The organism is Salinicoccus sp. HZC-1, from assembly GCF_046736035.1.
Taxonomy (GTDB): Bacteria; Bacillota; Bacilli; order Staphylococcales; family Salinicoccaceae; genus Salinicoccus.
Genome location: NZ_CP177130.1, coordinates 811,679 through 836,271 on the forward strand (window position 1 = coordinate 811,679; position 24,593 = coordinate 836,271).

Annotated in this window: 21 protein-coding genes and 1 pseudogene; 17 read left to right on the forward strand and 5 right to left on the reverse strand. The window is 41.0% G+C overall.

What is annotated here, in order from left to right:
- Positions 1–86 precede the first annotated feature (86 nt).
- A complete protein-coding gene (locus tag ACKRAT_RS04050) occupies positions 87–1,166 on the reverse strand; it encodes an AI-2E family transporter (RefSeq protein ID WP_411843820.1) in 1,080 nt (359 codons plus the stop codon).
- A gap of 365 nt (positions 1,167–1,531) precedes the next feature.
- Here ACKRAT_RS04050 and ACKRAT_RS04055 point away from each other — a divergent pair, with 365 nt between their 5' ends.
- Genes ACKRAT_RS04055 through ACKRAT_RS04065 form a run of 3 tightly spaced genes read left to right on the forward strand, consistent with a single transcriptional unit; the run spans position 1,532 to position 4,654 of the window.
- Positions 1,532–2,206, forward strand: a complete 675-nt coding sequence (locus ACKRAT_RS04055; RefSeq protein WP_411843821.1) for an N-acetylmannosamine-6-phosphate 2-epimerase — start codon at positions 1,532–1,534, stop codon at positions 2,204–2,206.
- A gap of 22 nt (positions 2,207–2,228) precedes the next feature.
- Positions 2,229–3,065: a MurR/RpiR family transcriptional regulator gene (locus tag ACKRAT_RS04060; RefSeq protein WP_411843822.1), complete on the forward strand. Its 837-nt coding sequence runs from the start codon at positions 2,229–2,231 to the stop codon at positions 3,063–3,065.
- 35 nt (positions 3,066–3,100) lie between these two features.
- Positions 3,101–4,654 carry a maltose/glucose-specific PTS transporter subunit IIC gene (locus ACKRAT_RS04065; RefSeq protein WP_411843823.1) on the forward strand — a complete coding sequence of 518 codons (1,554 nt, stop codon included), beginning with the start codon at positions 3,101–3,103 and terminating at the stop codon, positions 4,652–4,654.
- Positions 4,655–4,741: 87 nt separating this feature from the next.
- On the opposite strand, the gene ACKRAT_RS04070 is transcribed toward ACKRAT_RS04065, so the two are convergent.
- Positions 4,742–5,632, reverse strand: coding sequence for a hypothetical protein (locus ACKRAT_RS04070; RefSeq protein ID WP_411843824.1), 891 nt, complete (start codon positions 5,630–5,632; stop codon positions 4,742–4,744).
- 327 nt (positions 5,633–5,959) lie between these two features.
- Here ACKRAT_RS04070 and ACKRAT_RS04075 point away from each other — a divergent pair, with 327 nt between their 5' ends.
- The 3 genes from ACKRAT_RS04075 to ACKRAT_RS04085 all read left to right on the forward strand — a co-directional run bounded on the left by ACKRAT_RS04075 (position 5,960) and on the right by ACKRAT_RS04085 (position 9,041).
- Entirely contained in the window at positions 5,960–7,729 is a 1,770-nt protein-coding gene (locus tag ACKRAT_RS04075; protein ID WP_411843825.1) for a solute:sodium symporter family transporter, read from the forward strand.
- Positions 7,730–7,842: 113 nt separating this feature from the next.
- Entirely contained in the window at positions 7,843–8,511 is a 669-nt protein-coding gene (locus tag ACKRAT_RS04080) for a DUF1643 domain-containing protein (RefSeq protein WP_411843826.1), read from the forward strand.
- A gap of 299 nt (positions 8,512–8,810) precedes the next feature.
- Positions 8,811–9,041 (forward strand): hypothetical protein, encoded by a 231-nt coding sequence (locus tag ACKRAT_RS04085; RefSeq protein WP_411843827.1) that lies wholly within the window; start codon positions 8,811–8,813, stop codon positions 9,039–9,041.
- Positions 9,042–9,153: 112 nt separating this feature from the next.
- Here the strand turns inward: ACKRAT_RS04085 and ACKRAT_RS04090 are convergent, their stop codons facing one another.
- The 3 genes from ACKRAT_RS04090 to ACKRAT_RS04100 all read right to left on the reverse strand — a co-directional run bounded on the left by ACKRAT_RS04090 (position 9,154) and on the right by ACKRAT_RS04100 (position 12,132).
- The gene (locus tag ACKRAT_RS04090; protein WP_411843828.1) at positions 9,154–10,014 is read right to left on the reverse strand and encodes a PPK2 family polyphosphate kinase; all 861 of its coding nucleotides are present in this window, start codon (positions 10,012–10,014) and stop codon (positions 9,154–9,156) included.
- Between the two features lie 180 nt (positions 10,015–10,194).
- A complete protein-coding gene (locus ACKRAT_RS04095; RefSeq protein ID WP_411843829.1) occupies positions 10,195–11,247 on the reverse strand; it encodes an acyltransferase family protein in 1,053 nt (350 codons plus the stop codon).
- 285 nt (positions 11,248–11,532) lie between these two features.
- Complete coding sequence (locus ACKRAT_RS04100) at positions 11,533–12,132, reverse strand: TetR/AcrR family transcriptional regulator (RefSeq protein ID WP_411843830.1); 600 nt, start codon at positions 12,130–12,132, stop codon at positions 11,533–11,535.
- A 157-nt stretch (positions 12,133–12,289) separates the two neighbouring features.
- Between ACKRAT_RS04100 and ACKRAT_RS04105 the strand changes: the two genes are divergently transcribed.
- The 11 genes and pseudogenes from ACKRAT_RS04105 to ACKRAT_RS04155 all read left to right on the forward strand — a co-directional run bounded on the left by ACKRAT_RS04105 (position 12,290) and on the right by ACKRAT_RS04155 (position 24,592).
- Positions 12,290–13,942: a YhgE/Pip family protein gene (locus tag ACKRAT_RS04105; protein ID WP_411843831.1), complete on the forward strand. Its 1,653-nt coding sequence runs from the start codon at positions 12,290–12,292 to the stop codon at positions 13,940–13,942.
- Positions 13,943–14,077: 135 nt separating this feature from the next.
- Complete coding sequence (locus ACKRAT_RS04110; RefSeq protein ID WP_411843832.1) at positions 14,078–14,818, forward strand: GntR family transcriptional regulator; 741 nt, start codon at positions 14,078–14,080, stop codon at positions 14,816–14,818.
- Between the two features lie 99 nt (positions 14,819–14,917).
- Positions 14,918–16,012, forward strand: a complete 1,095-nt coding sequence (locus tag ACKRAT_RS04115) for an NAD/NADP octopine/nopaline dehydrogenase family protein (RefSeq protein WP_411843833.1) — start codon at positions 14,918–14,920, stop codon at positions 16,010–16,012.
- A gap of 32 nt (positions 16,013–16,044) precedes the next feature.
- Positions 16,045–17,469, forward strand: a complete 1,425-nt coding sequence (gene nhaC / locus ACKRAT_RS04120; protein WP_411843834.1) for a Na+/H+ antiporter NhaC — start codon at positions 16,045–16,047, stop codon at positions 17,467–17,469.
- A gap of 203 nt (positions 17,470–17,672) precedes the next feature.
- A pseudogene (gene istB, locus ACKRAT_RS04125) lies at positions 17,673–18,240 on the forward strand (IS21-like element helper ATPase IstB).
- A 323-nt stretch (positions 18,241–18,563) separates the two neighbouring features.
- The gene (locus ACKRAT_RS04130; RefSeq protein WP_411843835.1) at positions 18,564–19,673 is read left to right on the forward strand and encodes an XdhC family protein; all 1,110 of its coding nucleotides are present in this window, start codon (positions 18,564–18,566) and stop codon (positions 19,671–19,673) included.
- A 48-nt stretch (positions 19,674–19,721) separates the two neighbouring features.
- Positions 19,722–20,294: an NTP transferase domain-containing protein gene (locus ACKRAT_RS04135; protein WP_411844410.1), complete on the forward strand. Its 573-nt coding sequence runs from the start codon at positions 19,722–19,724 to the stop codon at positions 20,292–20,294.
- A gap of 1 nt (position 20,295) precedes the next feature.
- Positions 20,296–22,719 carry a xanthine dehydrogenase family protein molybdopterin-binding subunit gene (locus ACKRAT_RS04140; protein ID WP_411843836.1) on the forward strand — a complete coding sequence of 808 codons (2,424 nt, stop codon included), beginning with the start codon at positions 20,296–20,298 and terminating at the stop codon, positions 22,717–22,719.
- Positions 22,719–23,174: an SRPBCC family protein gene (locus ACKRAT_RS04145; RefSeq protein ID WP_411843837.1), complete on the forward strand. Its 456-nt coding sequence runs from the start codon at positions 22,719–22,721 to the stop codon at positions 23,172–23,174. Before ACKRAT_RS04140 ends, ACKRAT_RS04145 begins: the two co-directional genes overlap by 1 nt.
- A 33-nt stretch (positions 23,175–23,207) precedes the next feature.
- Positions 23,208–24,095: an FAD binding domain-containing protein gene (locus ACKRAT_RS04150; RefSeq protein WP_411843838.1), complete on the forward strand. Its 888-nt coding sequence runs from the start codon at positions 23,208–23,210 to the stop codon at positions 24,093–24,095.
- Entirely contained in the window at positions 24,095–24,592 is a 498-nt protein-coding gene (locus ACKRAT_RS04155) for a (2Fe-2S)-binding protein (protein ID WP_411843839.1), read from the forward strand. The genes ACKRAT_RS04150 and ACKRAT_RS04155 overlap by 1 nt, the downstream gene beginning before the upstream one ends.
- Position 24,593 lies beyond the last annotated feature (1 nt).

Consider the following 24,593-nt stretch of genomic DNA (forward strand, 5'->3'; position numbering starts at 1 on the left):
AAGTTAACAGCAGTGCAGAAAAAAGAATAACACATAAATTGAGGGCTCTCCAGACGGAAAGCCCTCTCATTATTTGTCTTCAATTATTAAACGTCTTCGGTGGCCGTCTCTTCAATTTCTTCCCGTTTGGAATAGATATTGGTCACAATGGTTTTTACAACCGCATAGAAAGGGACTGCAAGCAGAATGCCCCAAATGCCAGCAATGTTGCCGGCAGCCAATATCAATGTGATAACTGTCAATGGATGTACATTCAGTGCATTGCCCATGATGTTCGGTGTTATCAGATTCCCTTCGATTTGCTGGGCAACGAGCATGATGAGGGCCACATATAAAACCATGACTGGATCTTGGAACAGCGCAATGATAATTGCCGGAACTACGGCGATATACGGCCCAAGGAATGGAATAATATTGGCCGCTATACCGATAAGTGCCAATAGGAACGCATAATCAAGTCCAATGATCAGGTAACCAATCAGCAGCATAACGCCAACTGCAAAACTGACAAATAATTGCCCGACAATATAGGACTTTAAGGTTTTATCCACATCGTGCAGCGTTTTGCGGACCCAGGTTTTTCTTGCTCCGGAGAAAAAATGGGCGATAAACGGTGCGAACTTCTTGTGGTCAATTAGAATATAGATCAGGAAAAAAGGAACGAGAACAAGAGTAATCACTCCGGATACCAGCCCCATCAGGAAAGATGCAATCCAGGAGCCGAGATTGGAGGCCCAATCCGTCAATTGTCCAGTCAGGCTTTTTAATTGCTCTTGGACTGCATTCGGTAAGTGTTCACGCTGATTCAAGAGATATGTTACGTATTCTTCAACCCTTCCAATAATTTCAGGACCATTATTTACAAGAGAATTTATCTGCTTGGAAACAATCGGTGCGATGAGGATGTAAAACAGCCAAATGAGTAAGGCCATCAAAGCAAAAATAAGTAGGATAGCTGCCCACTTGGGAAAATGCTTTTTTAGCAGAAAATTCAAAATAGGTCTTGTCAGATAAAAGAGCACCCCGCTAATCAACAATGGCAGGAAAATCGTTTGTGCCACCACGAAGAGTGGAGTGAAAATACCCTGTAATTCAATAAATAAACGAATAATGACTAAAGTGAAAATAATAGCAACAGCTGTTTGGAACCAAACTTTTCGTGTCATTTAAATTAAACACCCTTTCTTCTAATATACATACCCGGGTGTTGTCAGATTTAAGAGGAAAAATTAAAAAAATCTTGTGGGGCAGACTGTACCGACGGCTTCAGGCATTCGGATACGGTAGTGTTGAGAGAAGAAGGCACTGAAATCATCACCGAATATCCAATAGAGCTGGAGAACTTGATTATTAAATAATACGTGAAGATCACTTCTTGATGAAATTAGTCACCAAGAAGTGTTTTTTTATATTGTATATCATCTAGGAATCAAAAATGATTATTAATTATCATTTTTAATATTAAATTGACAGTATATAATCATAGTGGTATATTCTATATGAAAACGTTTACTAAAGAGGAGCGGAACTGATGGATATATTAGAAAAATTAAAAGGAAAATTGATTGTTTCATGTCAGGCACTGGATGATGAACCGCTTCATGATTCATACATCATGAGCAAGATGGCACTGGCAGCTTATGAAGGTGGAGCGGATGGCATCCGTGCGAATTCTGTTGCGGATATTCAGGCCATCAAAAAGGAAGTCGATTTGCCGATCATCGGCATCATCAAACTGGATTACGAAAAGAGCGGTGTGTACATTACGCCGACGATGGATGAAGTGGATGCTCTGGCCGGCGAGGGGATGGCAGTGATCGCACTGGATGCGACGAAGCTCACCCGCCCGGACGGCAGTCCGTTTACGGCGTTCTTTGAAAAAGTAAAAGAGAAATATCCCGACCAGCTTTTCATGGCGGACTGTTCCACTGTGGAAGAAGGGATTGAAGCGGAAAAAGCGGGTGTGGATATCGTCGGCACAACACTTGTCGGATATACGGAGCACTCCAAAGGTGATGTACCATTGGAAACATTGAAGAAGATGGTGGAAGCGGTATCCGTTCCTGTCTTTGCTGAAGGCAATATGGATACACCTGAAAAAGCAGCGAAAGCACTCGAACTGGGTGCTCACGCAGTCGTCGTCGGCAGTGCGATTACGCGCCCGCAGCTGATCACTAATAAATTTAAAAACGCGATAGAGCAATAATCACGAAAGCAGGTGCATACAATTGAACGAAGGTAACAACGGAGTGAAAGCGACAATCAGACTGGAACAGGCAAAGCGGAACTTTACGAAATCAGAACTGAAAATCTATGACTATATCGTTGAACACAAGGATCAGGTGCTCTATCATTCGCTGACGGAACTGGCAGAAGCCTGCAATGTCGGTGAGGCAACCGTCCTGCGTCTATTCAGGAAAATCGGTTATAAGGGTTTTCAGGGATTCAAGTTCTCTTTGGCAAAAGAGGTGGATGCCGCTGGGAAAGACGAGGATAACAATTCCTATGTCTCCAAAGTCAAAAACAGCATGATGACCGCTCTTGAAAATTCATATGAAGTGATCGATGAAGACCAGCTGGAAAAAGCGATAGACCTGATCGACGGGGCAAGTAATGTCGTCGTTTTCGGAGTCGGCTCTTCTTCCATCGCAGGGCTCGATATGCAGAACAGGCTGCTGCGGATCGGCAAGAATATCGAAGTTTTCGGCGACCCGCATTCCCAGGTCATGAGAACCACTTCAATGGATGAAGATACCGTCGTCATCGCAATCAGTATTACAGGCAGTACACGGGATACGGTCGACAGTGTCAGTGCTGCAAAGAAAAAGCACGCCAAAATCATTTCGATCACGAACTATACCAAGTCGCCTTTAACGAAGTATTCAGATTGTATACTCCTGTCTTCCGCAAAGGAAAGCCCGCTCGACAGCGGATCGCTCGTTTCCAAAGTCGCCCAGCTATTTGTGATCGATCTGCTCTGTACAGGGCTGACACTCAAAAATTATGAACAGGCAGAAAGAAACAGGCTGGATCTATCTGAAAACATTACAGGAAAACTATATTAAAAATATAAGAATAAATCATACTGGAGGGTAAAAAAATGAAAAACCTTTTCTCAAAAGCGCAATCATTCGGTAAGTCATTCATGCTGCCGATCGCCATTCTTCCGGCAGCCGGTCTGCTGCTGGGTATCGGGGGTGCACTCTCAAACCCTAACACCGTGGACGCTTATCCGATACTCGATATCGTATGGCTGCAAAGTCTTTTCACCATCATGGCATCGGCCGGTAACATCGTCTTCGCTAACTTGCCTATCATATTCGCGGTCGGTGTCGCCATCGGGCTGGCCAGAAACGACAAGGGAACAGCCGGCCTGGCAGCGGTGCTCGGATACTTTGTCATGCACGCGACGATCAATGCGATTCTCGGTATCAGCGGAAAGCTCGCAACAGAAGAACTCGCGGCAGTCGGTCAAGGAATGACGGTAGGCATACAGAGTCTGGAAACAGGGGTGTTCGGCGGTATCATCGTCGGAATCATGACTTCAATGCTGCATAACAGATATTATAAAATAACCCTGCCGCAGTTCCTTGGATTCTTCGGCGGTTCCAGATTCGTACCGATCATCACTTCATTTTCAGCAATCTTCCTCGGTATGGCAATGTATTTCATATGGCCGCCAATCCAGTCGGTAATATTCAGTGCAGGAGATCTGGTAACAGGGACCGGTGCCATCGGCACATTCTTCTTCGGATTGATTTTAAGGCTGCTTGGGCCATTCGGACTGCATCACATCTTTTATCTGCCATTCTGGCAGACTGGTCTGGGCGGCTCCCTGGAAGTTGGCGGACAGCTGATTCAGGGGACACAGAACATATTCTTCGCGCAGCTCGCCGAACCTGGCGTCGAGCAATTCTATGAAGGGACTTCCCGATTCATGTCCGGCCGGTTCATCACGATGATGTTCGGACTGCTCGGTGCATGTCTGGCAATCTACCATACGGCAAAACCTAAAAATAAAAAGGTTGTCGGCGGTCTGATGTTATCCGCCGGACTGACATCATTCTTTACAGGAATCACTGAACCGATCGAATTTTCATTCCTGTTCGTTGCACCGATTTTGTATGTCATCCATGCATTCTATGACGGGCTTGCCTTCATGATGGCTGACCTGTTTAACATCACAATCGGACAGACATTCAGCGGCGGATTCATCGATTATATCCTGTTCGGTGTACTGCAGGGGAATGATAAGACCAACTTCCTGTATGTGATTCCGATCGGTATTATCTGGTTCTTACTGTACTATGTCACATTCCGCTTCATGATCACGAAAATGAACCTCAAAACACCGGGGCGTGAAGAAAAAGATATGGCGCAGCAGGTCAATGCCAGCGAGAGAACAATGGTTCTGGCAAAAGGTCTGGGCGGTAAAGAAAACATCGAAGAGCTCGATAACTGTGCAACGCGTTTGAGAGTCACATTGAAAGATATCGACCAGGTGGATGAGGATGCCATTAATACAACGGGACCGAACGGCATCGTCAAAAAAGGCAACGGCATCCAGGTGATCTACGGACCGCAGGTCAGCAATATCAAAAATGACCTGGAAGAGTACTTGAATCAGGAGAGTAAAGAAACAGAAGAAGATTAATGTACTAGATAAAAGGATCACATACACTCTACTGGAATGTATATGATCCTTTATATATTTATTGATATTAAGATTTCATTATTATTTTTAATCAAATAAACGCATTGCTTTAGAAATGAATATTTGAACAAATAATAATGATACCATAGCAAAAATCACATTATAATCCTGCCTGATATTAATGGAACTAAATTCTAAAAGTATGAAAGAAATGACTAATGCAATTAAAAAAAGTAAGATAAAATTCATGAATCTAAAAATCTTAGTTACCGGTAAATATTTTAATTTTTTCCGATTTAATATTCTATTTTTGTCATTTAAATCAATTTTAATTGATTTTTTTAATTGTCTAAACTGAAAGTAATGTTTTATATCTGGATGTAAACCTACTAATTTACTTACAAACTTATTATGGTCAATTGTACCGTTATAAATTTCACTAAGACTTTTATTATATATTTCTGACAGGTGATCATAGTATTCTAATCTATTTTTATTTTTTTGACGAAAAACTTCTAGATTTTTAGAAGAAACACTTTTTAAGTTATGTAGAATCAGGGCATCATTAGTCATATAGACTAATAGTAAGAGTATGAAGAATACTAAAATGAATAATAAACTTAACGCTATAGTGAAATAATGAAGTTGTTCAACTATAGCGTTTATTTCTGTTAACGAAAATACATTGGGTAATAATCTCAAAGAATAGCGGATCATTTCTCCTAAAATAAGTAATAAATATGCAATAAGCATATCAAAAATTATAATGGCAACAGTTAAGATTATAAGGCTTATAATAAGTTTGCTTTCTTTTACTGCAGTGACTAATTTCAGAAACGAATTAGACATGTTAGTGAAATAAGTTATAAGTGTTACTGCGATTATAAATAATGGTATTAGATACGATAAGTAATATGTATCACTAAACTCTTTTATTTTTGGGAGATCGTTGAGTAAATTAAAAGCATCAGTAAACATTGATTCACCTCGTATATTTTGAAAGAGCGTAATAGTAACTAAAACTTCGTTACCTTAAATTGTATCTTATATACATAAAAATTAATATCATAGTTCTGATAAGTTAACTTTAGTCATGAAGGAATATTTATATATTCTAGTAATGACTATTTTTTATTTTGGAGCAGTCATGTGGTATTGAATGTTTTTATTGGTACTGGAAAGGGTGAAGGTCTATACCACCAATTGAAAATTTTACATGTCAATTTCATATTATGAGTTTTTCATCAAAGAAAGAGGCTATTAGAAAAAGATACTTATAATTTGATGAAAAAAGGAGTACATATTATGGGAGAATTTCTTTTCACAGTATTATCCTGTGCTTTTTTCATGTTTCTGGTGGCATGGTATTCTTATTTGAAAACCAGAAATACAATCAATGATTCCACCGGCTATTTCCTTGCGGGGCGGGGACTCACAGGCGGTTTTATCGCCGGGTCCTTTATTCTGACCAACCTTTCGGCAGAACAGCTGATCGGACTGAACGGCCAGGCCTACAGCAGCAATATGACGAGTATGGCGTGGGAAGTGACGGCGGGCTTTGCGGTTATCATTTTAGCTTTGGTATTACTGCCAAGGTACTTGGGCGGGGCATTTACGACGTTGCCGGGATTTATAGATAACCGTTTTGATCAGGGCACACGCATTCAGATTGTGGTCCTGTTCATGCTCGGCTATGGATTCGTGACGATTCCATCAGTGTTATACTCCGGTGCGATTGCCGTGCTCCAATTGTTTGACGTGCCGACGGCACTCGGCATTTCATTCGAGCAGTCCATGTGGCTGGTCGTCTGGATCATCGGCATCATCGGTTCATGCTATGCGATATTCGGCGGACTGAAAGCTGTTGCGATTTCCGATACATTGAATGGGATTGGCCTGTTCATTGTCGGGTTGATTGTTCCGGTGCTCGGGTTCATCGCTCTCGGGGACGGCAATATGCTGCAGGGCATGAAGACAATAGCGGTCGAGAACCCCGAGAAATTGAATTCGATCGGTTCAAGTGATGACGGCGTACCATTCGGTACGATATTCACCGGAATGATTTTCGCAAACCTTTTCTACTGGGGGACGAACCAGTATGCGATTCAGAGAACGCTCGGTGCCAAAAGTCTGGCAGAAGGGCAGAAAGGGGCTTTATTCACCGGGTTCTTGAAAATCCTTGTGCCGTTTATGATGATGATTCCCGGGGTAATTGCCTTCCATCTGTACGGCCCTGAACTTAAGACAATGGATCTCGCGTATCCCGCGCTGATTGAGGATCTGCTGCCGACATTCTTAAGTGGATTCTTCCTGGCAGTATTGCTGGGTGCCGTATTTTCAAGTTTCAACTCATTGCTCAACAGTGCGGCAACGATGTTTGCCTATGACATATATAAAGTGCTGATTAACAAGAATGCGACGGACCGCCAGATGATCCGGGTCAGCCAATGGTTCGGTGTAGGATTATCTTTGGTCACCTTTTTCATCGCCCCATTATTACTTAATGCACCGGATGGTTTATGGACGATCATCCGTGAATTCACCGGATTCTTCAACATACCAATCATTGCGATCGTGCTGGTCGGCATATTTTCAAAACACGTGCCGTCGATCGGACCGAAAATCGCAATCACAGTCCATGTCGTCACATACTTCATGCTGATGTGGGGACTGCCGATGTTTTTCAATGTGGAGATTCCGATTAATTTCATTCATATACAGGGAATGCTGTTTGTTTTAGCAACAGGGATTATGCTCGTCGCTGGATTGATCAGACCACTGCCTGAACCGTTCAAATTCACGCCCAATGCAGCAGTCAGCATGGTGCCGTGGAAATACGCGATTCCGGTTACGGTTTTACTGTTCAGCGCGATGGTGTTTGTATTTATACTCTTCTCACCGATCGGACTCGCAAGTGCGGAAAACATCGTATCCGCCTGGTTCCTGCCAGCCACTATTGCATTGGTAGCTGTGACGGTCGTTTTATATGTGATTTCGCTGAAGTCGTGGAATAGGAAATATCAGGATTTCGTTTATGCGAGGCATGAGAACAGAGTGGAAGAAGCGAGGATGTAAGAAATATTGTAAATAGAAGTATAAATTTATTGATTTATTTTAATAATCCATTTGAATTTTGAGGTTCTGAATACTTAACAATATATTAAAAGTTTAGAAAGGAGTTTTTAAGGATGGTTGCATATGATCAAAGATTCGTCCAAGAAGTTATGGGAATCGAAAATGAATCAGAGGTATTAACTTCAAGAAACAATGAAGAAATTATGATGAGATATTCTTTGAAAGTTAGGTTAAAAAAAAGGAAAGGGGGGAAAGAAGTAGCTATTATAATGATGAACCCTTCGGCAGCAGATGAAAATGATTCAGACCGTAGTGTTAACAAAGTTTTAGAACATATTTATAAGAAACAAAATGATTTTGAGTATGTAACAATATTAAATATAATCCCGTTTTATAGTACTGAAAATAAAAAAATAAAAGAGAAAATTGATAAAATAATTTCACATAAAAATGCAGCTAGGCTGAATGCTATTAATGAAAGTAATAACAAGGAAATTGAAGAAACCGTAAAAAGATCTCAAAAAGTTATATTGGCATGGGGTAAACCATCAAAATTTCCTTTGTTTTATTATTATAATCAGCTTTCAAATATTATATCTTATCTTGAAAAGCATCCAGATGTTAATGTTTTTAAATTAAGAAGTTATAGATTAAATGAAGATGAGACTAATAAAAAGCCTTACTGTTTAACTTCGAGCGGAGATCCTGGGCATCCTTCTTATGCTGAGATGTTGGGCATAAGAAAGATATCCATTGATAAATATTTTGGTGTAAAATTATAATATTGATGGAGTTATAATTTACTCAAAAAATTTCGTTAATTGTAAAATTACGTTGGGTACAAAAAGCAACACTTAATAAACTCAAAATGTAGTTCCGACTAAAGAAATCATAGAAGTGATCACGAACGGTCGATATCGATTTAACATGAATGAACTGGTAATAATAGTATCCTATTTTCACCAGAATATTTCTCTATCAAAAATATTGAAGCAACCTGTCCCTGACCGCCAGATAGTGTAGAATATAGTGATTTTCTGAAAAATATTCATACTATATTGATTATTAAGGCTGTTATAAAATGATTGGTAAGCTTATTCTATTTGATTATCAGCGAAGGGAGCAGATATCAAGTTTGGAAGCACTGCGCAAGAAAAACCTTGAAAGAAGGCCAATGGCACTTAGAGCGGTTAGAAGCGTGGATCCAGACTTTTACCTGGGGAAACGGGCATTTGATATACCTCGAAAAACTGAAGGGAAACAGGAAATAATTGATGAACTAAGAAGAAAAGAAGAAGAGCTTAAAAAATAAGCAGTCATGATGAACAATCACTGTTGGAAGTGAAATGTCATCATGACTGCTTTTTATTTCATTTGTAAAATTGAAAGAGCCAAATCAAAATAGGACATATTAGCTAAATCATCTATTCATTTTCAAGCTTGTCGATATATTCCTTTAATTTGTCCTTGTCCTCACCGGTGAATTCCGGAAACTTAGGATCCAATTTTTCAAGCAGCTGGATCATGATTTCGTTGACGAGCCTGCGGCTGTGCCATTCATCATCGGCCGGAAGGACGTACCATGGGGAATAATCAGTCGAAGTTTCATTGAGCATTTCTTCAAACACTTCCTGGTACTGGTTCCAATACTGACGTTCTTCCACATCTGAGAATGAGAACTCCCAATTTTTATCCGGCGTTTTCATACGTTCGAGCAAACGGTTTTTCTGCTCCTCTTTGGACATATTGAAAAAGAACTTAATAACATGTATGCCGTTTTCGTATAAATATTTTTCATAGTCATTGATCTGCCGGTAGCGCAGGGACCATATTGAATTCTCATCCTCGCCTTTTGGGATGTCGCCTGCCGATAACCCGCCGTGAATGCGCGGGGCGATCACGTCTTCATAATGTGAGCGGTTCAGAATGCCGATCTCACCCCTTGAAGGGATTGCCGGCTGCATGCGCCACAGGTAATCATGTTTCTGCTCCACTTCTGTGGGTTTGCCGAAAGTCGTCGTTTTCAACCCTTGGGCGTTCAGGTTTGAGAATATATAGCTGATCGTCTCATCCTTGCCCGCAGCATCGAGTGCCTGGAGTACAACGAGGATGCCGTCCTTCTCCTCGGCATTGAGTCTGAGGTGGAGGTCCTTCAATTTTTCAACGAGCAGCGGGATGACTTCCTCTTTGATTTTATCATTCTCCTGCGTTTTACCTTCGGATGTTGGGAAGTCCTGTAATTTAACATATTTGTCGTGTGCCATTCTATAATTTTCCAGATTCATTGATAAAGACCCCTTTCTCTATGAGAATTACCCATCCATAATTACAATCAAACGGTACACCGGTAAAAAGGCAATATCGTATAAAAAGATGAGCTTAAAAAATAACCAGGCATGATGCTACATCTTCTATAGAGGAGATGTAGCATCATGCCTGTTCTTTATTCCAAAAGTATTCAGTTTCTATATCTTTTTCACCGGCTGTTTGAATCCGACTTTTTTGGGCCTGGGCTTCTGCTGTCCCTTATAAAGCTTATACAACGCGTTCTGTACCGGCTGCTCGACATATCTGAAGATTATATATGCAGCGAGGATTGTTGCTCCGACAAGCATAGCCGTGAAGATCGGGTGCGTGTACCCCATCTCATGCATCTTATTGAGGATGACATACCCGATATTCTGGTGGATCAGATATAAAGGATATGAAATGGTTCCGAAGAACACGAGTACAGGGGAGCTCAGGAACTGCATTTTGTTGTTGATGATCAGATAGAATGCTGCGACGAATGCCGCGGTGAACAATGCATTCTCAATACTCATAAATGCCAGGTCGTAGATGACACACAGTGCGATTACCGCATAATACTTCAATTGGTCTCCATGCTGCCAGATGCAGTAGAACATGATGCCGATGATGAACATATGGCTGAAGCTGGCGATGGAGAATTCACGGATGAGTGCTGTCAGGTCAGTGTCCATGCTGCGGTGGATCAGCTGGATGATGACGGAAGCTGATATCCAGGTCAGGACAATCGGCATGACTTTCTTTTCCACTTTGAAGAACAGAAGAATCGCCATGAGAATATAGAAAGTCATTTCGACACGGAGTGTCCAGTAGACGCCATCGACCCTCGGTGCACCGAAGAAATCCTGGAACATCGTCAGGTTGACCAGTGCCGGCAGCAAATCGATTTTCAGCTGCTCGATCGAAGCGAGTGTGACGACGGTGAATGTCAGGACGACGGCGAATATATATGCCGGATAGAGCCTGAATGAACGTTTGATTGCGAAATCGGATACGGATTTGACTTTGAGGATGGACATGTAGATGACGAATCCGCTGATGATGAAGAACAGCTGAACGCCGAACTCGCCAAATGAGAAAATCTCACTGTATCCCCCGCTCTCTCCCCCGAAGCGCTCTTCATACCGCGTTGTATAGTGGAAAAGCACGACAGCCAGTGCAGCCAGTCCACGCAACGCATCAATTTCAGTAAACCTTTTTCTTTGAGACATTATAAGATCCCTCATTAATTATTAGTTGAATACTTTATATATACCCGTTTATCAAAATTATAGAGTTCAATATAATACATCTTTGGATGTAATGCCAAACAAAAAGAGTTAATCTGTTGAATTTTGTGGTGGTTTTGTGACAATGAGCGGTGAAAACTGCACTTACGATGTCCGGTAAACGGGGGACTTCGGCTATTGTGAAATCGCAATGGCCGGTAAGTGACTTTTATCGGTCATTGAACGATTACAATGCCCGGTAAGCGATGCTGCCGGGCTTTACTGCCATCAATCTATCAGGCCTGCGGCGTAGAACGGTCCTTTGGCGGTGAGCATCTCCAGAATATCGGCGAGCTCTTCGCTGGATTCACGGCGGCCGTTCTCAAGCCAGTTGCGGATGAGGCCGATGTGCGCACTGGTGATGTAGGAGAGGAGGTAGCCGATATCGACGCGGAGCATATTTTTATCGATGAGGCTGTTGCTGTGGATACGGTAATACTCCCGCATGTGTTCTCTGACTTTATGCTCGAACTGGTTCTCTCCCTGGTTGTTGAACAGTGCAATGATCTTGTCGGCATTGTCATCGATGTAGTTGAAAGTGTCCATCGCAATCTTCCTGTGCATGCCGCTGGAGAGATTCACCTGGCTGTCCGCATCGATATTGCGGGACAGAATTTCATAAAGTCCGCCGAGCAGCGTATTCTCATAGGATTCGAGCAGGTCATATTTGTCCTCGTAATGCATATAGAAAGTGCCCCGGTTGATGATTGCCTCTTCGGCGATATCTTTGATGGTCATGGCTTCGAAGCCTTTTTCAGCAATCAGTTTGGTGAATGCCTGATTGATTGCCCTGTGTGTTTTGATCTTCCTCAGATCCTGTTTTTCCATAAATGTTCCCTCTTTTTTGTATTTAAACGACATAAATACACCATGTGTTGGATAAACGACATCCCGTCCTTTATTGGTGATTGCATTTTAATCACCACCAAGTAAAATAACGAACATGGTGTTTATTAAATAATAACTTTAAAAAAGAGGGTTTGCAATGGTTAATGATTTTAAAAATATTTTGAAGAAGCCGATTCTGTTGATTTCGCTGCTGGCGATTGCGACGATACCGGCGATCTACACGACGATATTCTTGGGTTCTATGTGGAATCCCTACGATAGTATGGACCAGCTGAAAGTCGATGTGGTGAATGAAGACGAAGGCGCAGAGCTGGATGGAGAAGAGATAAGTCTGGGTCAGGATCTGGTGGATGAGCTGAAGGACAATGAAGAATTCAAGTGGCAATTCACTGATATGAAAGAGGCGTCGGATGACTTAGGACGCGGTGAAGTATATGCAGTCGTGAAAATTCCGGAAGATGCATCTGACAAAGCGGGGAACCTGCTGAAGTCCGAAGCCGAGAATATCGATATAGAGATCCAGACCAATCCAGGATATAACTTCCTCGGCTCCGTGATGGGATCGAATGCAGGGAGTGCGATAAAGGACGAGCTCGGTCTGTCAATCACGGAAATGTATACAGAGACGCTGGTCGAAAGCATGAACGACGCCAAGGAGAGTAACGAGGAACTGCTGGACGCGCTGACTGAAATGCAGACGGGCGTGGATGAACTGATCGAGGGCAGTGAATCACTGGAGTCCGGTCTGATGGAGTTGGATTCGACCATGAACCAATCGGCGGGTGAACTTTCCGAAGGGAACCAGCAGGTCACGGACGGACTGTACGAGATGAATAAAAACCTCGAAGCCATGCAGAGTCAGGTGCCGCCTCAAATGCAGGGACAGCTTGATGGATTTTCAGCCGGCGTCGATGAACTGATTGCCGGGAATGAAGCGGTACAGGACGGCATCGATCAGGTCGGTCCCGGTGTCTCCCAGAGCACGGGCGAACTTGCTGAAGGCAGCCGGTCGATGACTGAAGGTTTGACAGAACTGGACGATGGGCTGAATGAAATGATTGCGGAAGTCGAAGACGGACTCTCTGAATTCGACGGCCTGGTATTGAGTGACGAGAATGCAGGATTCATTGCAGATCCAATTGATGTGACGGAAACGGAAGTCACCGAGATTGAGAATTATGGACAGACACTTGCGCCTTATATTATAGCTGTCAGTCTGTTCCTGGGCTGCATCGCATTCAGTGTGCTGTATCCGTTAAACCGTTTGACGGAAAACTATCGGAATACATTCACTATGACAGTGAGCAAAACGTTGTTGGTCATGACGCATGCACTCCTTTCTACGGGGGTTTTATTCTCAGTACTGAAGTTCGGTTTTGAACTGAAAATCGCCGAACCGGGACAGTTTTATCTGATCATGCTGCTGTGGACGCTGGCGGCACTGTTGGTCATCACTGTGCTTGTTTCGCTGCTCGGGAACGTCGGGAAGTTCATCGCAGTCATCCTGCTGATCCTGCAGCTGTCATCCAGTGCAGGCACATTCCCGATCCAGACAGCGGGCAATCTGTATCAGACGCTGCATCCGGTACTGCCGATGAGCTACGCCGTCACAGCCATGCGGGAAGTCATCTTCGATTTTGAAGCGGTGCTGACGACCCAATCGACGATGGTATATCTGGCTGTAATCATCGTTGTAGCAATCATAGTGTTCAGTCTGATCAACCTGTTGAAATTCAAATTCAGGAAGTTTGAAAATGTGACACGTGAAATGAGCAGAGTGGAGTTTTAGAAGAATGGTTATGGAAGAGATGCCGGGTGAAATGGCATCTTTTTTTTATGGCGGTGTGATTTTCATTTCAACGATGAAATAAAAACCGTATTGATATATGATATTCATATAATGTATTGAGTCCGGAGGTCTGAAATGAACCAGTCTGATTTTAATGTTTCAAGTGAAAGTATCATCAGGAATGCCGTGCAGGAAATGATTTTGAATAATGAACTGAGGCCGGGGGATAAACTGCCGAGTGAAAACGTGCTGGCTGATGAATATAAGGTGAAGCGGATTGTCGTGCGGAATGCGCTGGTGCAGCTTGAGAAAATGGGACTGCTCGACAGCAGGCAAGGAGTCGGGCGTTTTATTAAAGAGAAGCTCCCGATCATTGAATTGGATATGTCGGGGAAGCGGAGTTTTTCCGATAAAATGAAGGAACAGGGCGTCCCTTATGAAAGCAGGGTCATCTTTGCGGGTTATGGAACAGACAGGGAACAGGAGAAATACCGGGATGCGCTCGGTGTCGATGACAGTATTGAGATATATAAAGTGGCGCGGCTGCGCATTGTCAATCATGTGCCGAGTGCCATACACGTTTCATTTATAAGGGAAGATGTGGTGCCGGATATTGATCAAGAGACCGATCAGCTCGCTTCCGTTTTCAACTACTACAGGAACAACGGTATTACCAATTTGAAGTCGACGGACACACAGATTCACACCGCTTTCCCCACATTGAACGAACAGCGGAATCTGGAGTGTCATGAACTCGTGCCGCTCATCGTCTACGAATCGCAGACAGTGGACGAAGACACGGACAATATAATGGAACAGACACGGATTTTATACAGGAGTGACTTGTTCAAGCACTCGCTGGGGTCGGTGAACTAGCGGACGGCTGAGGAGCCGTTCTTTTTAAGTTACTATAATTTTATCCGGAAGGATTACTATGGTAATATTAATTTGATTATTTTGAAAAGGGGTCAGTAAATGAAAATCAAAAAAGTCGCTATTATAGGGGCGGGAAATGGCGGTATTACTGCAGCTGCTGATTTAACAAACAGGGGTTTTTCAGTTTCACTGTATGAAATACCGGCTTTTTCCGGAAATATTGAAGGGATAAAGAGGAACAAGGGGATAATGCTGCAGGATGAAAACGGGGAAAAATTCATTCAGTTTTCCAATGTCACGACAGATATAGAAAAAGCGGTTGAAGATGCGGAGATTATTATGCTGACGGTACCGAGCTTTGCGATTGAAAATATCGCAGAACAACTTGCGCCGGTGACAGGCGAAGAACAGATTATATTGATAAATAGTGCAGGTTCTATGGGTTCGGTCAGATTTGTGAACAAAGCAAAAGAATTGGGAATAGATACATCATTCAATATTGCTGAAACGAATTCACTTACATACGGCACCCGTGCATTTCCGGAGGAAGCGCGGGCGGAGCTCTCCTTATACGTCAAAAAGATTTTCTTCTCAGCCTACCCGAGTTCAAATACCGATCGTTTAATTGATATATGTTCGAAACTGTACGATTGTTTCGTTCCGGCTGAAAGCATCTGGCATACAACATTAGAGAATGGCAATCCTGAAGTGCACCCTGGTCCGGCCTTACTAAACGCAGGAAGAATCGATTACTCAAATGGTGAATTCTGGCTCTATAAAGAGGGGATTACAGAGCATACAGTCAAAGTCCTGAAAGCGATAGAACGGGAGCGTTTGAACATCGGAGAAGCTTTCGGGTTCGACTTGGAAGATGCTGTAGAAAGCAGAGCGGGCAGAGGCTACTTTGAAGATGACGGCAGAGGTCTCCAGACGCTGTTCAATACCAGTGAAGTGTATACAAAGATAAAGGGGCCTGTTTCAATCGACTCCAGATATTTTACAGAAGATATTTCGAACGGGCTTGTTTTATGGTCCGGGCTGGGAAGGGTGGCAGGGGTCGAGACCCTGAATATTGATGCGGTCATTACGCTGGGCGGCACTTTATTGGAGCAGGATTTTTATGAAGAGGGACTCACTTTGGAAAGCCTGGGTTTTTCTGATTATACTTTACAGCAATTAATCAATACCGTCTGATGAGTGAAACTACATGATCGGGGGATGGATAAATGAAGAGAGAACCGACATTTTTTGAATCAATATCATGCTTTATCTTTTTGGGGCTGGTCATAGGCATAGGATTTGGCTATTTTGGCATACCCATACAGCCTTTGCTGCTTGTTGCCGCGGCATATGCCGCAATCATCGCCATGCGTGTCGGATTATCGTGGCGTGAGATGGAGGAAGGTATCATTGTCAGTCTCAAAACCGCCATGCCTGCCATCTTCATACTGTTTTCTGTAGGCATCATTATCGGCACATGGATATATTCAGGCACCGTGCCCATGCTGATATATTACGGCCTGCAGATGATCAGTCCTACATATTTCCTTGTTACCGCATTTGTCATCGTGGCGGTGGTATCCGTGGCCACGGGAACTGCGTGGGGGTCCACCGCAACTGCGGGGGTTGCCCTTATGGGGATCGCTGCAGAACTCGATGTATCATTGGCCATGGCTGCCGGTGCAGTGATTTCAGGCGGTGTATTCGGGGATAAATTATCTCCGTTATCCGATACAACCAATCTTGCCCCGCTGGTCGTGGAGGTCAATCTGTATGAGCATATCAAGCATATGCTGTGGACGACGGTGCCTGCTTCCATCGTCGGTTTGATTATTTGGTTCTTTGTGGGGATCAATACGGAATATGCGGCGCCGACATCTGGCAATGTACAGTCATTATTGGATGAACTGGATCTCATCTATAATTGGAACCTGTTTATGCTGATTCCCTTCGCCATCATTTTATGGGGCGCATTTGCCAAGAAACCGGTCGTCCCCATGATGCTGTTATCTTCTGTAGTGGCCGTTTTCATCGGCATGTTTTCCAACGGCTTTACATTCATTGACGGCTTTACTTCGATGGCGGATGGATTCAGTGTGGGCATGATCCAGGCTGCAGATTTCAATCCGGAGACGCTCTCGGAAAATGTGACATCACTGATTGCCCGCGGAGGCATTTTCTCGATGACCACCATTATAGTGACGATTTTTTGTGGATATGCTTTCGCAGGCATCGTTGAAGCATCCGGGTGCCTGGATAAAATACTGGAGAAATTCTCCAGCATGATCCACTCCACATGGCAATTGGTCGGCGTAACGATAGTGGGCAGTGTGATCATCATCTTTACTGCCGGTGTCGCTTCCATTTCAATCATTATGGTCGGTGTGCTGCTGCAGCGTGCCTACGCTAAAAGAGGCCTTCATGCGAAGAACCTTTCCCGGACGCTGGAGGACTCGGGAACGATGCTGCTCCCGTTTGTGCCCTGGGGCGTTTCAGGAATCTACTATTGGGAAGTACTTGGAGTCAGTGTGGCAGATTATTGGGTGTGGGCCATCCCATGCTATCTATGTGTTGTATTTGCAATGTTCTATTCCTTTAGCGGAATCGGCATCGCAAAAGCGGATAGACAGGATACAGCTGAAATGAATTAAATATATTGTATCGAATGAACAGCTTCCTGGATTTTATCAGGAGGTCTTTTTTTGCTTTAACGGTCATTGAAAGGAGGATTGAATGACCGTTGGGAGTTTAACAGTCATTGAAAAAAGAGTTGGATGACCGTTAAAAGATAAAAATAATTTCTGAGGATGACTTTCGGGGTCATCTTTTTTTAGTTTGCCCAGGACTCTAACTGGTGAAAGCCCGGCGTACGATCCACCGTGCACGCTTCCCTAAAACCAAGACACTCGATACCTTTGAATTTGATTTCCAGTCCAGTCTGAATCAAAAAGAAATATTGGAGCTCAGGCATCTCAGCTTTATGGACCGCTGTGAAAACATTATATTCATCGGAGTCCGGGCGTGGGTAAAACGCATCTGGTGATTGCTTTGGGTATTGAGGCCTGCGCACAGGACAAACGCACCCCGTTTATCAACTGTCATGAGTTATTACTCCGGCTGCGGACCGCCTATGAAAAAGGGACTTTGGAGCGTGTGCTCCGAAGGTATGCGAAATATGAACTGCTGTCATAGATGAAATTGGTTACCTGCCCATTGAAAAACACGAGGCGGATCTCCTGTTCCAGCTATTGAACATACGATATGAAACCTGCTCCACTATATTTACGACCAATACTACCCTGTCGGGCTAAAGAGAACTGTTTAAAGGTTCGGAGATCGCTGCTGCCATGCTGGATCGTATGATTCAGCATGGCAAAATCTATAAAATCACCGGTCAGTCTTATCGGATGAAATGGGAGTAATCTGAACGTATGTTGTCACCAATATTTCGATTGTCAAAAACCAACAGTTTTACTTTGGCGTAAACCTAAAAAATTACGGTTCTTACGCTAACTTGGTGAAAATTATTTTAAAAATAATATTTAAACTCATTAAGATAACTAAAACTTTAAATGTTTTGTTGATACAGCAATATTTTTAAAGTTTATTTGCTTAATCTTTAACTTTTCTTCCAATATTAATATTTTAATAAAAATTCAATATTTATAATGACAGAATATTTAATTTATTGAAATGATATGACTTTATAATAGGAGTTACACATAAAACTATGGAGGTGAAAATAGTGCTGGCTTTCATGGAAGAACTCAAAAAAAATTGGGAAAATAGAAATAAAGTAGTTATTGCAACAGTAGTTAATACCGTTGGTTCCACATATAGACAAGTGGGCGCTAAAAGTATCTTTTATGAAGATGGTAGATTTGAGGGTGTGCTAAGTGGAGGATGTGTGGAAGGAGATATTTTTGAACACTGTAAAGCAGTTTTAGAATCTGGTGAGCCTCGCCATATATTTTATAACCTACAAGATGATGACCCAATTTTTGGTTTTGGTGTGGGCTGTGATGGTGGAATGGAAATTTTTCTTCAAATTTTTGATCCAATTAATCAGTCAAAATCGGCACAAAATATTATTAATGTTTATTCAAATGCTTTGAAAAGTGATGACAATTACAGAGTTTTAACAGTTTTAGATAGTGATGATGAAACTACAATAACACCTGGGACTTTGAGTATTTTCGACAAAGATACTATGAGTATTGTTCTCAATAAACAGGACCAAAAATATTTTATTACTTTTAATGATAGTGATTATGATGATTTTTCTCAATTTACTATTCATGCTTTATCTGAAAGTGGTAAAAATGAAATTGAAATTAATTGTTTTTTGGAAACAATTAGACCCATACCACAACTTCTTATTTTAGGAGGGGGACACGATGCTATTACGTTAGCTGAACAAGCAAAACATTTAAATTGGTTCGTTACAGTTGCTGATTACAGATCTGCTCATGTTGAAGGTAAGATGTTTGATATGGCTGATAAAAGAATTTTATGTTCGAATGAAGAAAACTTTGGCAACTTATCATTCGAAGGTGATATTTCAGTAGTCATCATGTCTCATAATTTTGAAAAAGATCAATTTTATCTTGAACAATTATATTCAAAAAAATTCAGTTATCTTGGTATCTTAGGTTCAAGAAAAAGGACTATCAAACTTCTGGATTCTTTATGTGTCATTTATTCAAAAGAAAACATACATTTTCCAGTAGGGCTCGATATTGGATCCGAAGGACCTGAAGAAATAGCATTGAGTATTCTAGCTGAAATATTAAAAGTTAAAAACAACAAAAATGGTAAATCTTTAATACAGAAAAGCGGAGCTATTCATGGATAAAAATGAAAACGCTTACTAAAAAAGGAGGTATTAAATATTCACATATTAATATTAGCTGCCGGTCAATCCACTAGGATGGGTGAGCCTAAATTAGCAATGTCAATAGGAGAGGAAACTATACTTCAAAATGTGGTTAGAAACGCACTTACGAGCCAAGCAAAAAGTATTACTGTTGTGTTAAACAAAGATTTTTCATTTTTAGAGAATGATCTAGAAGGACAGTTAATAAATATAGTTTGGAATAATAATTCTAATAAAGGAATGTCCTCCTCCTTAAAATTAGGACTAGAGAGTGTCCAAGCTTATGCTGACGATATAATGGTATTACTTGCAGATCAACCAGATATTTCTTATAGAATAATGAATAAACTATTTTCACACCATATAGAAAAGGATTTTCTTATTACACAGGCACAATATATAGACGGAGTAGGTCATCCTGTAATATTTAATAAGACATTATTCAAAGAAATTTTGAAAATTGAAGGTGACCGAGGTGGATATGAAATCATAAAAGAAAATAAAAGATATAGACAACTAATAGAATTTAATTTTGAACAACCAAAAGATATTGATACAAAAAGTGAATACTTAAAATACTTGAAAAAAGAGGTGATGTAAGATGAGTAGCAAAATTGGTGAATCGAAAAAGAGAGTAGAAGATGCAAGATTAATGGCTGGAGAAGGCACGTATATTGATGATTTACACCCATTTGGAAATTTGCACCATGCAGCTATTTTAAGAAGTCCTTATTCCCATGCAAAGATTAAAAATATACACACTGATGAAGCATTTAAAATAAAAGGAGTTATAGGAATTGTTACAGGTAAAGAAGTTGCTGAGTTATCACAGCCTTTTCCTGTCGGCGTCTCAGAACCTATAGAATATTATTCCCTTGCTATTGATAAAGTGAGATTTGTCGGGGAAGGAGTCGCAGTAGTAGTTGCAAAAGACAGGTATATTGCAGAGGACGCATTAGATAAGATTAAGGTTGAATATGAAACACTAGACACCGTGGTTGATATAGAAAAAGCTATGGATCATGATGCTCCTATTTTACATGAAAATTTGAAAACTAATGTGGTTAACCATCGGTTTTTTGATTACGGTGAGACAAATAAAGCTTTTGAAGAAGCAGATATGGTTATTAGTAGAAAGTTTAAATTTCCTAAATATAGTGCTACTCCAGTTGAAAATTACGGAATGATTGCTGATTTTAAAGAAAGTGAAGAACAGTACACAGTTTGGTCTAACTTTCATGGACCTTTTACACTACATTCAGTTATGTCAGCAGCATTAAAAGTTTCAGGTCATCAATTAAGATTACAAATTCCTAAGGATATAGGAGGTAGCTACGGTATAAAATCAGGAAGTTATCCTTATATTGTTCTCATGTCAATCGTATCAAGAGTAGTTGGTGTTCCAGTTAAGTGGATAGAAGACAGGCAAGAGAATCTACTTGCAAGTTCAAGCGGAACAGATAGAGTAACTTGGATAGATGCAGCTGTAAAACAGGATGGGACAGTTACTGGTCTAAGAATGAAAATGGCGGATAATGTTGGCGGTTATATACGTGCACCAGAACCGGCAAACTTATATAGAACACACTCAAACACAACTGGGGCATATGATATCAAAAATCTACAGATGGAAACAATTGCAGTGATGACTAATAAAAGTCCCACAGGATTGATAAGAGGATACGGAGGACCACAACTCTATTTTCCATTGGAGAGAATGATGGAAATAATAGCAAGAAAATTAAACATGGATCCAGCAGATTTAATAAAAAAGAATTTAATCCCTGCTAATTCATTTCCATACCACACAGCTTCAGGGGGCACCTATGATAGTGGTAACTATCAAGGAGCTCTTAATAAGGCATTAGAATTAGTAGATTATGATAACTTCAGAAAGCGACAAAAAGAAGCATTGAAAAATGGTAAATACCTGGGTGTTGGATTAGCTTGTATAGTTGAACCTTCAGGGTCGAATATGGGATACGTAACAATTGCACTAACACCAGAAGAGCGAGCCCAAGGTTTACCAAAATCTGGTTCAGCGGAAGGAGCTACTGTGAGTATCGATCCTAAGGGAAGCGTTAATGTCAGAATAAGTACAGTGCCTACTGGACAAGGGCATGAAACTGTGGCGACACAGATAGTCAGTGAGGTCCTAGGTGTAGATGACAGTTTAATAAAAGTACATGCAGAGATGGATACTGGAACTAGTCCCTGGTCAGTAGCATCGGGAAGTTATTCTAGTAGATTTGCTCCAATCGGGTCTAGTGCGGTTTATGAAGCTGCAAAAAAAGTTAGAAATAAGTTATTAAAAATAGCTGAGTATCAACTAGATGTGCCTATAAAAAATTTAATTGCTGATGAAGGAAGAGTATTCGATAAAAATAATATAGATAAAAGTATTTCAATGAAAAGATTGATAGGTACTGCCCATTGGAATACGGAAGCATTACCAAACGGAATGGAAGCCGGGATTCACGAAACAGCTTTTTACAATATTGAATCTGCAAAAGCACCAAATGAAGATGATACTGTAAATGGATCAGCGACACATGGATTTGTAGTAGATGCAGTAACGGTGGAGGTAGATGAAGAAACCGGAGAGGTTAAAATCCTAGATTATATCACTGTTCACGATGCTGGAAAACTACTGAACCCTAAAATTGCAGATGGACAGATTTTAGGTGGCTTAGCTCATGGTTTTGGTGGAGCGATGTTTGAAGAGCTTGTATACGATGATAAGGGACAGCTACTAACCGGAAGTTTTATGGATTATCTATGCCCAACTTCAACAGAAATGCCCAAAATAACAATTAACCATCAAGAGACTCCCTCACCACTTACACCATTGGGTGCAAAAGGACTTGGTGAAGGTAATACCATGAGTGCGCCAGCAGTAATTTCAAATGCAGTTAATGATGCACTTAAGCCATTAGATGTTGTAATTAATAAATTGCCTTTAGCGCCAAATATGATATGGAAAAAAATCAATGAAAAGAAACAATTAATTGAGGGGGAAGTTTAATGGAAGGAAAAGGGAAAATCAATTTACCAGGCACTAAAGAAGAGGTATTTGAAGAGATGTTAAACCCTGAGCTTTTAGAGAAATGTATTATGGGTTGTAAAGAATTTAATGTAATTGAGGACAATAAATATAAAGCAGAACTCTCTGTAGGTATTGCAGCTGTAAAAGGAAAATATGACGCAGATATCGAAGTGAAAAATATTACTGAAGGGGATTCATATACACTCGTTATACATGGAGAAGGGAATCCAGGACTTGTAGATGCAGTTGCGGATATTAAATTAGAGCAAATTGATGATAACGAAACACTTGTAAAATATGAATACGAAGCAGACGCAGGAGGGAAAATTGCTTCTATTGGTCAGAGAATGTTAGGTGGGGTCGCAAAATTGGTAATAAATGATTTTTTCAAAAAAGCAAAAAATGAACTGAAGAAGAAACAGGAAGCAGCTTGATGTAAAAAAGCAATAATAGTAAAGGAGTCGCTTATGAAACCTGCAAAGTTTGATTATTACAGTCCACAAACACTAGAAGAAACATTAAATCTATTAGCAAACTATGGTGATGAAGGTAAAGTTCTAGCAGGTGGCCAGAGTTTTATCCCAATATTAAATATGAGAATGTCAGAAGTAGACTGTTTAATTGATATAAATAATGTTAAAGATTTAGATTTTATCGAAATTGAAGACGATATATTAAAAATTGGTACTTTGACGAGACAAAGAACTCTTGAACGATCAGATTTAGTATATGATAAATTACCGTTACTACGAGAAACATGTGAATTTATAGGTCATAGACAAACTAGAAATAGAGGGACAGTAGGGGGAAGTATTGTTCATGCTGATCCCAGTGCAGAACTTCCTCTGGTTTTTCTAATTCTTGGTGGAAAAGTAATAATCCAAAGTGAAATGGAAACTCGTGAAACAGAATTGAATGATTTTTTTCTCACATATCTAACTACTGATATGATGCCTGATGAATTATTGACTTCTATTCAAGTCCCAATATTAGATATTCCGAAGGGTTATGCGTTTGAAGAGATTAGTAGACGTCATGGTGATTTCGCTTTAGTTTCCGCAGTTTGTTTAATGGATCGCAATTTATCCGGCGAAATTATTAAGTTGAAATTGGCAATAGGAGGAGTAGATGCCATACCATTTTTAGCTAATGAAGAAGATTTAAAACCACTAATTGGAAGCGGTCTCAAAGAAGAAATTATAAATGAAGTAGCTGAAAATATTCTTGAAATGGCTGAACCTGATGGAGATTTACATGCTTCATCTGAATATCGTATGCATATTGCGAAAGTACTTATCAAAAGAGTTATAAAGAGGGCGTATTTAAGAGCCGAAAGAAACGAGGTGCCAATTTGATGCAGCAAATTAAAAGCAATGAAAAAATGACTGTCAAAACTAAAGTAAATGGGAAGGATTACGAAGTAGACGTAGAGCCTCGTAAATTATTAAGTGATTTTTTAAGAGACGATCTTGGGTTAACAGGTACTCATGTAGGTTGTGAGCATGGTGTCTGTGGAGCTTGTACTATTATAATTGATGATCATGCTATTAGAAGTTGTCTTATGTTCGCAGTTCAAATTGATGGTTCAGAGATTGAAACGATTGAGGGCCTGCAAAAGAAGGAATTAGGTCTAGAGTTAAAAGAGGCTTTCTCTAAACATCATGCATTACAATGCGGCTTCTGCACTGCTGGAATTCTTATGTCGTCTGTGGAGTTTTTGTATGAGGAAAATAATCCGACGGAAAGAGAAATAAGGGAGATGCTATCAGGGCATTTATGTAGGTGTACTGGTTATGAAGGTATAGTAAATGCAATTCAAGAAGTCTCAGAAAAAAATGATAAGGGAAGGTGAA